Annotated in this window: 12 protein-coding genes and 2 pseudogenes; 11 read left to right on the plus strand and 3 right to left on the minus strand. The window is 62.1% G+C overall.

The annotated features are described in order from the left end of the window. Positions 1-2: 2 nt before the first annotated feature. Positions 3-188 (plus strand): hypothetical protein, encoded by a 186-nt coding sequence (locus ACFFDA_RS12470; protein ID WP_404478948.1) that lies wholly within the window; start codon positions 3-5, stop codon positions 186-188. Here the strand turns inward: ACFFDA_RS12470 and ACFFDA_RS12475 are convergent. Next, on the minus strand, positions 163-1,344 hold the full coding sequence (locus ACFFDA_RS12475; protein WP_404478949.1) for an IS256 family transposase: 1,182 nt from the start codon (positions 1,342-1,344) through the stop codon (positions 163-165). The genes ACFFDA_RS12470 and ACFFDA_RS12475 overlap by 26 nt on opposite strands. Before the next feature lie 135 nt (positions 1,345-1,479). On the opposite strand from ACFFDA_RS12475, the pseudogene ACFFDA_RS12480 reads away from it, so the two are divergent. From ACFFDA_RS12480 to ACFFDA_RS12490, 3 genes and pseudogenes are all read left to right on the plus strand, one after another. Then, a pseudogene (locus ACFFDA_RS12480) lies at positions 1,480-1,857 on the plus strand (nucleoside deaminase); the annotation flags it as partial. A gap of 66 nt (positions 1,858-1,923) precedes the next feature. Continuing rightward, entirely contained in the window at positions 1,924-2,556 is a 633-nt protein-coding gene (locus ACFFDA_RS12485; RefSeq protein ID WP_404478950.1) for an SOS response-associated peptidase family protein, read from the plus strand. 486 nt (positions 2,557-3,042) lie between these two features. Then, positions 3,043-4,206 carry an alpha/beta hydrolase family esterase gene (locus ACFFDA_RS12490; protein ID WP_404478951.1) on the plus strand — a complete coding sequence of 388 codons (1,164 nt, stop codon included), beginning with the start codon at positions 3,043-3,045 and terminating at the stop codon, positions 4,204-4,206. 26 nt (positions 4,207-4,232) lie between these two features. Here ACFFDA_RS12490 and ACFFDA_RS12495 read toward each other — a convergent pair whose 3' ends face one another. Then, on the minus strand, positions 4,233-5,078 hold the full coding sequence (locus ACFFDA_RS12495) for an N-formylglutamate amidohydrolase (RefSeq protein WP_404478952.1): 846 nt from the start codon (positions 5,076-5,078) through the stop codon (positions 4,233-4,235). 14 nt (positions 5,079-5,092) lie between these two features. Between ACFFDA_RS12495 and ACFFDA_RS12500 the strand changes: the two are divergent. From ACFFDA_RS12500 to ACFFDA_RS12515, 4 genes and pseudogenes are all read left to right on the plus strand, one after another. Continuing rightward, a pseudogene (locus ACFFDA_RS12500) lies at positions 5,093-6,032 on the plus strand (transglutaminase N-terminal domain-containing protein). A 5-nt stretch (positions 6,033-6,037) separates the two neighbouring features. Next, entirely contained in the window at positions 6,038-6,853 is an 816-nt protein-coding gene (locus tag ACFFDA_RS12505; RefSeq protein ID WP_404479256.1) for a transglutaminase family protein, read from the plus strand. Positions 6,854-7,340: 487 nt separating this feature from the next. Then, the gene (locus tag ACFFDA_RS12510; RefSeq protein WP_404478953.1) at positions 7,341-8,243 is read left to right on the plus strand and encodes a Ku protein; all 903 of its coding nucleotides are present in this window, start codon (positions 7,341-7,343) and stop codon (positions 8,241-8,243) included. Between the two features lie 3 nt (positions 8,244-8,246). Beyond that, positions 8,247-8,504: a hypothetical protein gene (locus ACFFDA_RS12515; RefSeq protein WP_404478954.1), complete on the plus strand. Its 258-nt coding sequence runs from the start codon at positions 8,247-8,249 to the stop codon at positions 8,502-8,504. A 4-nt stretch (positions 8,505-8,508) separates the two neighbouring features. Here the strand turns inward: ACFFDA_RS12515 and ACFFDA_RS12520 are convergent, their stop codons facing one another. Further along, complete coding sequence (locus ACFFDA_RS12520; protein ID WP_404478955.1) at positions 8,509-8,814, minus strand: KTSC domain-containing protein; 306 nt, start codon at positions 8,812-8,814, stop codon at positions 8,509-8,511. 32 nt (positions 8,815-8,846) lie between these two features. Here ACFFDA_RS12520 and ACFFDA_RS12525 point away from each other — a divergent pair, with 32 nt between their 5' ends. The 3 genes from ACFFDA_RS12525 to xth are packed head-to-tail and all read left to right on the plus strand — an operon-like array spanning position 8,847 to position 13,152. Further along, on the plus strand, positions 8,847-9,767 hold the full coding sequence (locus tag ACFFDA_RS12525) for a GNAT family N-acetyltransferase (protein WP_404478956.1): 921 nt from the start codon (positions 8,847-8,849) through the stop codon (positions 9,765-9,767). 59 nt (positions 9,768-9,826) lie between these two features. After that, positions 9,827-12,343 carry a DNA ligase D gene (gene ligD / locus ACFFDA_RS12530; RefSeq protein ID WP_404478957.1) on the plus strand — a complete coding sequence of 839 codons (2,517 nt, stop codon included), beginning with the start codon at positions 9,827-9,829 and terminating at the stop codon, positions 12,341-12,343. After that, complete coding sequence (xth, locus tag ACFFDA_RS12535; protein ID WP_404478958.1) at positions 12,340-13,152, plus strand: exodeoxyribonuclease III; 813 nt, start codon at positions 12,340-12,342, stop codon at positions 13,150-13,152. The genes ligD and xth overlap by 4 nt, the downstream gene beginning before the upstream one ends. Positions 13,153-13,253 lie beyond the last annotated feature (101 nt).

The raw sequence follows: 13,253 nt of genomic DNA on the forward strand, positions 1-13,253 counted from the left end.
CCATGATCGACGAGAACGACAGAGCCTGGATGCGTGAGGCCATTGCGCTCGCAAGAACGAAAGGTACCTCACCGCAGGACACCCCTATTGCCGCCATCATCGTGCTCGATGGGCTTGAGCTGATTGAGCAACATCACGTATGGAAATTGAATCGTGTGGGGGTCACGCATCTCGGCATTCCCATTTGATGTAGGCCTTGTTGTCGCAGGCCCATGTTTCGTCGATTTCGACGAGAACGGCGGAGACCAGGCGCAGGAGCGCCTGTTCGTTGGGGAAGACCCTGACCTTGACGGTTCGGCGCTTGAGTTCCTGCTGGACGGCGCGCTCGATTGGGTTTGAGGTGCGCAGTCGCCGGCGATGGTGCTCAGGCAGGGTGAAGACAGCCAGGCCTTCGGGGATGGCGTTTTCGAGCCACGCGGCGAGCTTGGGCGCGTTTTTGCAATAGCCCGCGACGAGTTCGTCGAGTGCTGTCTGTGCCTTTGCCAGCGAGCCGGCGTTCCAGACGCTGCGCAGTTCGGCGCCGATACGGGCACGGATAGCAACGCTCGGAGCGTGATGGATGGCATTGGCGGCAAGGTGGAACTGGCAGCGCTGCCAGGTGGCCGATCCGAGGACCGCCCGGCGAGCTGCGCGCAGGCCTGCATGATCATCGGACACGATGAATTCGACGCCTCGCATGCCGCGGGCGACCAGGTCATCGAGGAAGCTGCGCCAGTGGACTTCAGCTTCTGACAGGGCAACGCTGACACCGAGCACCCGGCGGCGTTCGTCAGATCCGATCCCGATCGCAGAGAATACCGCAGCATCGCGTACAACGCCGCCCTGGCGCATTTTCTCGTACCGCGCGTCGAGGATGAGGTAACGGATCTCGCCCAGTGGACGCGTGCGCCAAGCCTCGAGCTCTTCGTCAAGCAGGGCCGCGGCGCGGCTGACCTGCGAAGAGGACATGCCTTCGATCCCAAATTCGCCCAGCACCGCCTCGGTCTGACGGGTGGAAACACCCTTCACGTACATCTCCGCCACAGCCAGCATGACCGCCCGCACGGAGCGGCACCCACGCTCCAGCGATTGCGGGTAGAAAGGTTGCCCGTCATGGCCGGCGGTCTTGGGGACCGCCACGTGTACCGTGCCCGCTGGCGTATCGATCCGCTTGGGCTTGTAGCCGTTCGCATAGCCACGCCGGTCGGGCGTTCGCTCATAACGCTGCGCGCCCAGAAAGCGTTCACGCTCGATACGCATCGCCATCTCGAAGGTGCGCGCGAACACGGCCGCAATCCCTTCGGGGCCGTGTTCGATCAACTGTTCCAGAACAGCTTCGATCGCTGTATCGTCACGTTTGTCCATTCGTCTGCTCCATGGTTGTGTAGTGACTCCATGGAATGCTGAAGATGGGCAGCCGGTGCCGGGGCATGCCCCGGCACCGGCTTAACGGTCCCCACCCGAACGAATTTCCAGACCTCTGGTTACACAACCCTTGAGCTCGCTCGTGGCGTCAACAATACGCTGGAGACCTGCGATGCGACGGCCCATGCCGAAATGATGGCCTTTCGGGGAGCAGGGCCTGCCCATGGGGAGATGGACCTTCGCGGCGCGACACTCTACTCGACGCTGCAGCCGTGCGGCATGTGCACGATGGCCTCGATCTGGGCCAAGGTCGGTCGCATAGGCTATGGTACGGGTCGCGGTGACGTGCACCAGATGTATTTCGAGGATCGTCACGTCGACACGATGGACTTCATCAGGGACGCGTTTCGCGACGACCTTGTGCTCGAGGGCGGATGTTTGCGCGCGCAATGCGCTTCCCTCTACTTTGCCCCGGACGACGATGTACCGATGGATGAACAAGGCAATCTGTAAAATGCAAGGTTGGCAAGCACCAGCGCTGACAGCATGGATGACTTTCGTCGCGCAGGAGTCATCAGCATGTGCAACCGGGCCCGAATGAAGGGCGAGATAGAAACGATCTGGGGGTCCATCGCCGAACTTTTCAGCGAGCGGCCGCGCGACAACCTTTTCGATCCAATGGAGCTCAGGCCCAAGGGGAGGGCTTACGTCATCCGCGAACAGGATGGAGTTCGCGCGTGGGACGTTATGAACTGGGACGTTCTGGGCGGCAAGGCGCCCTATCCGATGACCAACGTACGCAACCTCGCGTTACCGCAGTGGAAGCGGCTCGCCGAGCGGGCCGAAAATCGGTGCGTCGTGCCGCTTACCGAGTTCTGCGAGTTCACGCCGGAAAAGCATGACCTTGGCGACGGCAAGCCGCCGCTCAAAGGCGAGATGTGGTTTTCGGTTACGGATCAGCCGGTCTTTGCCGTAGCCGGTTTCTGGCAACAGGCGGCAGGGGGGAACGGCTTCACCATGGTGACCTGCAATGCCAATTCGCTGGTCGAACCGATCCATCCTAAAGCGATGGTGACAATCCTCGATCATGAGACCATCGATATGTGGCTGCGCGGGTCCTACGACCGAGTCGTCTCGCTGCAGCGGCCGTTCGATGCTGCAAGGATGCAGGTTCGCGGGCCGGTTTTTCCGACACGCTCCGCGCAGCGATAGGGCTGGCTTTGCGCATTAGGGCAAAGTCCCCCAAGCTTGGCGCATTATTCCGGAGACGAGCCAGCTCAAACATTCGGCCGCCTTTTGAGGGGCGGTAGGCCAGCTTTCCTATTTCGGATGTCTCCGCCAGATGGCTGGTGGACTCAGGACGGCCACCTTCGGATAGCTGCCTTCGCACGGTCAAGGATCCGACCTGCAAGAGAATGGGCGGTGAGCTTTGTCAGATTTCTGCCAGAGGGCAAGGCGTGATCCACTAAGTCAGAGTCATGCAAGTTGGGCGTCGGGCAAGCGAGCCAGACCTCTAACGCGGACCGCCATATGGACGATAAATTGGGTGTGCCAGTTGACCCCGCCAGAAACGCATTAATCCACATCAATGCTCCGTCTTCGCACCTTGCGCGTGGGAGCCTGTGCCCCATCTATTGTGCAGTGCAGCATAACTTGAGGTTCTGACGCAAACAGCGGGCCCGAAACAAAGGAATTGGCATGCGGAAGATTTCCGACACGATCAACCGGCTTGCAGCCCTGCGCGCGGCTGGTACCGCAAATGGTTTTTCTTCAGCAAGCAGCCGGCTCACACCGCTCGCCGATTTCGGTCCAAATCCCGGGGCACTGAGCGGATACGTCTATATCCCCCAGACACTCGAGGCGAACGCGGCGCTGGTCGTCGTCCTGCATGGCTGCACGCAAAATGCCTCCGGCTACGACCTTGGCGCGGGATGGTCGGACATGGCGGACCGGCACGGATTTGCGCTGCTCTTCCCGGAGCAGCAGCGTCAGAACAACCCTAATCTCTGCTTCAACTGGTTCTCACCCGCCGACATCCGGCGGGACATGGGCGAGGCGAGCTCGATCCGGCAAATGGTTGCAGCCGTCACCGCGCGGCACGGGCTGGACCCGGCCCGCGTCTTCGTGACCGGTTTGTCGGCCGGCGGCGCGATGACAGCAGTCATGCTCGCGGCCTATCCGGAGGTCTTTGCGGGCGGCGCGATCATTGCTGGCCTTCCCTACGGATGTGCAAGTACGGTCCCGCAGGCATTCGACCGGATGCGCGGACACGGGATGCCGAGCGCCTTGGAGCTTACGGCACTTGTTCGCAGTGCTTCGGACCACGAGGGACCGTGGCCCACGCTCTCCATCTGGCATGGCACCGCCGATGCAACCGTGAGCCACGACAATGCCCAGGCTATCATCGACCAATGGCAGCCCCTGCACGGCGCGCGAATGGCGCCCGATCATGTCGAGGCGATAGGCGCCCATGCGCGGCGGGCTTGGACCGACACAGCGGGTCGCGAAGTGATCGAGGAGTACACCATCCATGGCATGGGCCACGGGACTCCGCTCGACACCCTGAGCGAACAGGGTTGCGGTGCCAGCGGGGCCTACATGCTGGAGGCGAATATCTCCTCAACCCAGCTCATCTGCCGCTTCTGGGGACTGGCTCAAGAGACCGAGAGAAAGGCTGCCACGGTTGCGAGGAAGCCTGCGCTCTCCCCGTCAGGGCAGGAGGCGGCTCATGACGCGATCATCAGTGCCATGCCACCGATTTACGCCCGCCGCCCCTTCGCCCATGACCAGTATACGCAGCGCATCGGCGGTTTGCGCAAGGTCATCGAAGATGCACTGAGGAGCGCCGGACTGATGCGATGATGGTCGGCCGTTCAAGGGGGCGCCGATTACGCCCTGCTTCTCCAAATACGTTCGTGTCCGCGAGCGGGCGTCTCTTGCGCTAAGTCGGCACGTATCGACGATATTCCTGCGGCTCGTCGTGCCGCCTCGGCCAGATTCATCGCCCATGCCTTTTGTCCAGACAGGTCGCGAATAAGGTCTTGGCGTACCTCGATCTCGGCGTAGGGGAGGTTTCGCGGGAACGCGTGGATCGGTACGGTATAGTCGGTCTCGTCCATGGCGTAAGGCTCGTTATCGCCAACGATCAGGCCTGCCTGCTCCCCAAGTGCATCGCGCAGTCCACGGGCAAAATCATTCCGTCCCGAACCGTGCAATACCCCGGCGTCCCAAGGTCGGGTCACTCCGTTCAACTTCGGCGTGAAGCTGTGCAATGAAAGCAGGATCGTCTGCTCGCCGGCAGTGCGGCGAGCGTCAAGGAGCGTAGCAATCGCTGCATGATAAGGTCCGTGGATCGCAGCGGTCCGGGCAGTGCGCGCCCGTTCACTGAGATGCCAATTTCCAGGAATGGCGGTGCCGTCCGAAAACTCAGGGATGGCATCGGGCCTTACGGGCAGGCGATTGCAGTCGACGACGAGACGCGAGTAGGCCTGATGCACGAAAGGCGCATCCAGCAGACGCGCCAAAACCTCGCCGAGGCCTTGCACGCCGATGTCGATTGCTATGTGGCGCCTCAGATCATCGAGTTGCAGTCCGAGGGATTGCAAGCGCTGCGGAACTGCAGATCCGGCGTGGTCACCGATTATCAGGAACGGCGACTTTCCTGCGGCGTTGATTACAGCAAACGGCGCCGGATCTCCTGGACCCAGCACGCTCTCCACCGTGCGCCCGGTCATCAGGAAATGCCTCCATGCCGTTGCTGACGATCCATCACACAACGCTGTATCGCTACCAGCAGCCTGTCTCGCTCGGTGAACATCGCATCATGATGCGGCCGCGCGAGGCGTTTGACCGGCAATTGCTGTCCGCGCGCCTCATCATCGATCCCGAGCCTAGTGAGCTGCGCTGGCTGCACGACGTATTCGGCAATTCGGTTGCCGTCGCCTCGTTCGAGCGCCGCACCACAAACCTAACGATTACCAGCAAGACGACGCTTGAGCATGCGCCGCTTTCCCAGACGCAGGTGGACGTCGAGAGTTATGCGCGTCTGTTTCCCTTTACCTATTCGGCGGAGGACATGCCCGACCTTCTGCGCTCGATTGAGCGGCAGCACCTCGACCCTGAGCGCATCGTCGACAACTGGGCGCGCGCATTCCTCAAAGACGACGCAAGCACCGGGACTATCTCCCTGCTGACCGAGATGGCGACCAGCATCAAGCGGGACTTCACTTATGTCCCCTGCCATGAAAAGGGCACTCAGTCGCCGATCGAGAGATTGAAGAAGCGCCAAGGGGACCTGCCGCGACTTCGCGATGCTGATGATCGAAGCGGTACGCGCGCTCGGCTTCGCGGCGCGGTTCGTCTCGGGGTACGTCTACAATCCATCGCGGTCGGAAGGCGTGCTCGGCGGAGGCAACACCCATGCCTGGGTCCGCATCTTCCTTCCCGGCTCCGGCTGGGTCGAGTTCGATCCCACCAACGGCATCATCGGCAATCGCGGCCTCATCCGCGTCGCCGTGGCGCGCGATCCCTACCAGGCGTTGCCTCTGTCCGGCACCTGGTTCGGGCTGCCTGCCAGCTTCCTCGGCATGGACGTGACCGTCGACGTCCACCGGGCCGATCCCGACCAGTTCCCTTCAATCGGCCATGGCGCCGTAAACAGCCGCCGCTCCGGCGCTTCAGGAAAGTGACACCCATGCTGATCCGCTGTGGTTACGATATCCGCTTTGAGACCGAAACCAAGACCGCGATGATGGCGATGCTCAGCCTTCACCCCTCGCGCCACCAGGACCTGCGCACGCCCCAGCGCCTGCTGGCCAACCCCGATATCCCTCTCTATCAGTTCGAGGACGCCTTCGGGAACGTCGCCACGCGCCTCAGCATACCGGCAGGCGGCGTGACCCTGTCCTGCGACTTCGTCATCGAGGACAACGGCGAGCCGGATATGCGCCCTGCCAACGGCCCGCAGATGCCGGTGGAGGACCTGCCCGATTTCGTGATGCCGTTCCTGCTGGGCAGCCGTTACTGCGAAACCGATCGACTCATGGACGTGGCCTGGAGCAATTTCGGCCACTACAGCAGTGCCCGCGACCGGGTGGACGCGATCGTTGACTTCGTTCACCGACATATCGAGTTCGGGTATCATCACGCCCGGCCCGACAAAACCGCCTGGAACGGCTATCAGGAGCGTCGGGGTGTGTGCCGCGATTTCGCTCATCTCGCTATCACGCTGTGCCGCTGCATGAACCTTCCAGCGCGCTACTGCACGGGTTATCTCGGTGACATCGGTGTACCCGCCTCAGAGGCGCCGATGGACTTCAGCGCCTGGTTCGACGTCTATATCGATGGTAGCTGGTACACGCACGACGCCCGCCACAACAAACCGCGCATCGGTCGGATCCTGATGGCGCGGGGGCGCGACGCTACTGATGTCGCCTTGACGACCGCGTTCGGGCCCGCGACCCTCGCGCGCTTCGAAGTTTATACCGACGAGGTCCAGTTCCTTGAATAATCTGCTAAGCAACCCGTCTATGCTTCTCTCAAGGGACCGCTCAGCGCATCGCCTTTGCGCAGGTGCGGGCCGGGAACGTGCTGCCCGCTTTCAAGGACCCGACCGCATGGCACTGCGCGGTGGTGGCGAGTCACACGGAACAGGCACAAGCGCGGACGGTTGAGAACACCGTCGCTGTCGTGGAGCGGTCGGAAGCAGAGCGAGGCCCAAGCTACCGCCTGCTCTCACTGCTGTCCTTGGTGAGAGGGCGGCCGGCAACGGCCACAACCATCATAACGTTGGAAGTTGATCGCGGATGCCGGCATGACCGTGCGGATTGCTGTACTAAAACTGCAATGGAAAAGAAGAATCGGTCCGGATCGCGCGAAAATGCGGAAGGCGAGAACTATTGCGCCGTTCGGGAATTTTCAGGGCAGCGAGAGCGCTCGAGGGAGGCCAATCCCCCAGGCGATCTTGAGGAGTAACGATGTCTGCGAAGGAGATAGCGATGGCCGCCCGTCCCTACTGGAAAGGCCAGATCCGGCTGGCTCTCGTATCGATTCCCGTCGAAATCTATTCGGCCACGCGCAGCGGCGCTACAATCGCGTTCAATCAGATCCATGAACCCTCGGGCCAGCGCATCAAGTACGAGAAGGTCGTGCCAGGCATCGGACCCGTCGATGTCGATGAGATCGTCAAGGGGTTCGAGTACGCCAAAGGCGAATATGTCCTGCTCGACGATGAGGAGATCGAGGCAGTCAAGCTGGAGAGCAAGAAAACGCTCGAGCTGACCCAGTTCGTCGACAGCCATGACATCGACGCGATCTATTTCGAAAAGCCCTATTATGTCGTTCCCGCGGACGATCTTGCCGAGGAGGCCTTTATCGTCCTGCGCGAGGCACTGCGCCGCACCCGCAAGATCGGCCTCGGTCAGCTTGCGATGCGCGGCCGGGAATATGTCGTGAGCATCAAGGCCTGTGGACGCGGCATGGTGATGGAAACGCTGCGCTACGCCGACGAGGTCAACAAGGCTACGAGCTACTTCCGCGAGATCGGCGACGCGGATCCCGATGACGAGCTGCTCGACCTTGCTACCACGCTGATCGACAAGAAGACCGGCAAGTTCGATGCGAGCGACTTTCACGATCGCTATGCAGACGCGCTCAAGGAGCTGATCGAGCGCAAGAAGAAAGGCAAGACGCTCAACATCGAGAGCGACGACAAGAGCGGGGATTCTCGCGGCTCCAATGTTGTTGACCTGATGGCGGCGCTCAAGAATTCGCTCGGCTCTTCCGGGGGCAGGTCCTCCAAGCCGGCAGCGAAGAAGCCGACCAAGACCACAGCCAAACCGGCCGCCAAGAAGAGCGCGACGAAGTCGAAGTCAAAACCGACCACGCCCAAGCGGGCCTGACCGATGGTCAACATATCGAACCCGGCATCAGCGCCGTTCGACGACGATTCCGCGTTCGCCGAGGGCACAATCACATTGTGGGCCAATCTCCTCACGTTGATCGGCACGCATCTTCGCGAGACGGGCACACCGCGTCAGGAGGTGCTCGACATGCTCACAATGCTGCACGAAACTAACGAGGAGACGATCCGGTCGCCCCGCGCTCGCGCCGTGGCCTCGCGCCATCTGATGTCGGTGTATCGTGCCCTTGACGAAGCCTGACTTGTCACACGTTCGGTCCGAAACGCCGACGTTCGGGATCGCGCACGTAGCAGAAACGATCCTTGATGCGTTCGTTGAAGAAGGTCCCGGCCGAGCCCGCGTTACAAAAGGCTTCGAACAGCGCCGCCGGAACGCCGTAATAAAGGTACCTTCCGGTATCGCAGAACCAGATCGACAGGGTGCCGGCGGCATCATCATAGCCGATGCAATCGATCATCGAGGATTGGGGAATGCGTATGCGCATGTTCCCAAAAGCGCACGTTTGCGCCTGCTGTTCCGACTGCAGTCTCTGATCGGATTCGAAAGACACAAACCACGCTGCGGCGCTCGTAACCGCGCGGCTTGCAGTTCGATCGTGATATGGCGCAGGTAAGCGATGAACAGCTGCGTGAAATGGCCCAGCACCGCGGGCTCAAGCTGCTCAAGTCGCGCCGGCGCAAGCCCGGCACCGGCGATTTCGGCAAGTACGGCCTCACCGATATGGGCGGGAACGCGCTCCTCGGCGTCAGCGACAATGGCCTGACTGCGAGCGCCGACGAGGTTCAGGACTATCTGCGTCGCAGCGAGCAGAACACCTGGAAGCAATCGGCCGACACGACGCCCGATCGAGCTGCGAACAGGAGGATGCGCCACCCCCGCGAGCCTGAGGACGAGGACGAGCCCATCCGCCGCCGCGCGAGGCGGGTGTCTCCGGCTCGTCTCGCGCGGCGAGAACAGGAAGGTACGGCGCCTGCGCGAACGAAAAGCTCCGCAAAGGCCAGGCCTAGACCTTCCCTCCGGCTCGTTCCAAAAGCTCCGCCAGAGCCGGAGCCCAGACGAGAGCCGACTCCCGAGCCGGTGCTGCGGGTTCGAGCGGCCACTGCAGAGGATGCCGATGCCCTTGCGGCATTGTTGAGCCAGCTCGGCGGTGTGTCACTGAAAAGCGAGGATGTCGCAGCAAATCTCGCCAGCGCGCGCAAGGCAAAAGCCGGAATGCTCGTCGCAGACCGCGGCGAAATCGTCGGTTGTTGCGGGTGGGCGGTCGTCGCCACCATCCATCGCGGCGCGATCGGCCGGCTGACCGTACTTGTCGTCGCAAAGGGCCATCGTCGCCAAGGCGTGGGATCTAAGATGCTGGAAGCCGCCGAGACCGCGCTGGCAAAGGCCGGGTGCGGTCGGATCGAGGCCATGAGTGATATCTTGATCGACAACAGCCACAATTTCTTCCGCGCGCTGAAATTCGAGCAAGCAAGCTATCGGTTCATTCGCACGATCAGCAAATAGGCGTCCGGGGAACGAGTCCACGGGCGGATCGATTATTCAGAAGATCGATCGGAACCAGCATGGCACGAGGCAGGGCAGCGAACACCACTGCGGCGGAAGAGCGTCTCGCCAAATATCGCGCGAAGCGCGATTTTGCGCGCACGGCCGAGCCGTCCGGCGCGAGCGAGCCTACGGCGGGCAACGGGTTCGTCGTCCAAAAGCACGCGGCCTCCCGCTTGCATTATGATTTTCGCCTCGAACTCGACGGCACGCTGGTGAGTTGGGCGGTCACGCGCGGACCGAGCAGCAATCCCGACGACAAGCGCCTCGCGGTTCGCACCGAGGATCATCCGCTCGACTATGCCCGGTTCGAAGGTACGATCCCCAAGGGCGAATATGGCGGCGGCACCGTGATGCTGTGGGACAATGGCACATGGGAACCGGTTGCGGGCAAGGATCCCAGCCAGACGTTGCCCGAGGGCCATCTTCATTTCAAACTTCACGGTCGGCGCATGCAGGGCGAATGGGTGCTGTTTCGCCTGAAGCCGGGCGGCAAGGAGAAGGCCGAGAACTGGATCCTGCGCAAGGTCGAGGATGCGTTCGCCGGAGGCTCCGACGACCTTGTCGGTTCCCATCTCATCAGTATCGACACCGGACGCACGATGGAAGAGATCGCTGCCGGTAAGGCCGTACCCAAACGCAAGGTGAGCGCAAAAGCGCCAGCCGCTATCGCCCCGGCCAAAAAGGCGACCGCAGCAGCGACCCGCCGCAAGAAATCCGGTGTGCTGCCGCCCTTTCAACCTGTGCAGCTCGCCGCACTCGTCGATCGCGTCCCACCCGGTGAGCGCTGGCTGCACGAACTCAAATACGATGGATATCGCACGCTTCTCGCTATCGGCGGCGGCGAGGGTCGCGCCTATACGCGTTCGGGACTTGACTGGTCCGATCGGTTCGCCCGGCTGATCGCCGAGGCGCTGAAACTGCATGTCGGCAGTGCCCTGATCGATGGCGAAGCGGTCGTCATGCTTCCCGATGGCCGCACCAGCTTCCAGGCCTTGCAGGCGGCGTTAAAGGGAAATCCAGGCACCATTGACTATTTCGCGTTCGACCTGCTTGAGCTCAACGGCGAAGATCTGACGCGCCTCCCGCTGATCGAGCGGAAGGAGAGACTGGCAGCGCTCATCGGCAAGGCGAAAGGGCGTATCCGCTACTCCGATCATATCATCGGCAATGGCGAGAAGCTTCTCGACAGTTTTTGCGACGCCGGCCTTGAAGGGGTGATCTCGAAGCGGGTCGATGCGAGGTACAGCGGCTCGCGCGCAGGAACCTGGCTCAAGACCAAATGCATCCGCCGTCAGGAGTTCGTCATCGTCGGATGGACGCCGTCGGACAAGCAGCGCGGTTTCCGCTCGCTCCTGCTGGGCGTGAACGAAAACAGCCAGCTGCGCTATGCAGGCAAGGTGGGCACCGGATTCACGGCCGACGAGATCGAGCGGCTTATGGAGATCATGGCGCCGCTCGAACGCAAGGCTGCGACAGTCGAGGCTCCGCTCGCCGCCATTCGCGGTGCGCACTGGCTCGAGCCCAAGCTCGTTGCCGAGATCGCCTATATCGAATTCACCGACGAGGGCGTGCTGCGCCATCCGAGCTATCTTGGCCTACGTGAGGACAAAAAGCCGGAAGCTGTAGTGATCGAGGCCGAGACACCGGTGGCGGCCGCGACGGCGCCGGTACGCAGTAGTATCAAGATCAGCAATCGCGGCCGCGTCATTTTTCCCGAAGGCAAGATCACAAAAGGCCAGCTCGCAGATTATTATGAGATGGTCGCGCCCATCATGCTTTCCTGGGCGGGCAGCCGGCCGATCAGTCTCGTGCGCTGCCCGCAAGGCCGATCGAAGAAATGCTTCTTCCAGAAGCACGATGCCGGGAGTTTTGGCGACGAGGTGAAGCAGGTCGGCATCCGCGAGAAGGACGGCCATGACGAACCTTATCTCTTCGTCGATACGCCGGCTGGGCTGGTCACCTGCGTGCAGATGGGCACGATCGAATTCCATGGTTGGGGGGCACGGATCGAGGACGTTGAAAAAGCTGATCGGCTCGTCTTCGATCTCGATCCCGATGAGGGGCTGGACTTCCAGAACGTCGTCTCGGCCGCCTTCCATGTCCAGGACGTGCTCGCGCAGATGGGCCTCACCACCTTCCCGATGGTCACCGGCGGCAAGGGCGTTCATGTCATCGCGCCGCTCACGCCCTCGGCCGAGTGGCCGGTGGTGAAGGACTTCGCGCATCGCTTCGCCTTGGCGCTCGCGCAGGCCGAGCCGGAACGCTTCACCGCAGCGCTGGCCAAGGCGAAACGAACCGGCCGGATCTTCATCGACTATCTGCGCAACCAGCGCGGCGCGACGGCGGTGATGCCCTACAGCGCACGGGCCCGCGAATATGCTTCGATAGCAGTTCCGCTCGCCTGGGAGGAATTGCGCGACCTCGACAAGGCCTCGCACTGGCATATCGGTGACGCGGCGGAGATGGTGAAGCGGGCCGCCTCGAAAAACCTCGCTCACTGGGGGCGCGCCGATCAGATCCTCCCCGACCTGTGAAGATCGCGACGTACAATGTGAACGGCGTCAATGGCCGTTTGCCGGTGTTGCTGCGCTGGTTGACCGAACGCGAGCCAGACATCGTCGTCCTGCAGGAGTTGAAGGCGCCGCAGGAGAAATTCCCGCTTAGCGCGATCCGCGAGATTGGCTATGATGCGATCTGGCACGGCCAGAAAAGCTGGAACGGCGTCGCCATCCTTAGCCGTGTCGGGGAGATCCATGAAACACGGCGCGGTTTGCCGGGCGATCCCGATGACACGCAGAGCCGCTACATCGAAGCGGCGGTCAACGGCATCCTGATCGGCGGCCTCTATCTGCCGAACGGCAATCCTCGGCCCGGACCCAGGTTCGACTATAAGCTGCGCTGGTTCGACCGGCTGATCGAGCATGCCGCAGGTCTGCTGGAAACCGGCCTGCCGATAATGATCGCCGGTGACTTCAACGTCATGCCGACCGAGCTCGATGTCTACAAGCCGGAGCGCTGGCTCGACGACGCGCTGTTCGCGCCCGAGGTAAGGGCCGCCTATTTCCGTCTGCTCGATCAGGGCTGGATGGACGCGCTGCGCGCGATCCACCCAGGCGACGTGATCTACACCTTCTTCGACTATTTCCGGAACGCTTATGTGCGCAATGCGGGCCTGCGCATCGACCATCTCCTGCTGAGCCCGGTTCTCGCCGATCGCCTCGTCGACGCACAAGTCGACCGGCATGTTCGCGGCTGGGAAAAGACCAGCGATCACGCGCCGGTCTGGGTCGAGCTTGCCGACAAGCCGAAGCGCCGGCGCAGGCCTGCAGCGACCGTAACTTAAGCGCGGGGGTCACCATAAAAAACGGCCGCTTTTTCGATCCGATCGTGATGCTTAGCCGTCATGCTACTCGCCTGCGCGAGAACAGACTCGCAGCAGTGCGG

It is taken from the genome of Novosphingobium sp. BL-52-GroH (assembly GCF_044813085.1).
Classification (GTDB): domain Bacteria; phylum Pseudomonadota; class Alphaproteobacteria; order Sphingomonadales; family Sphingomonadaceae; genus Novosphingobium.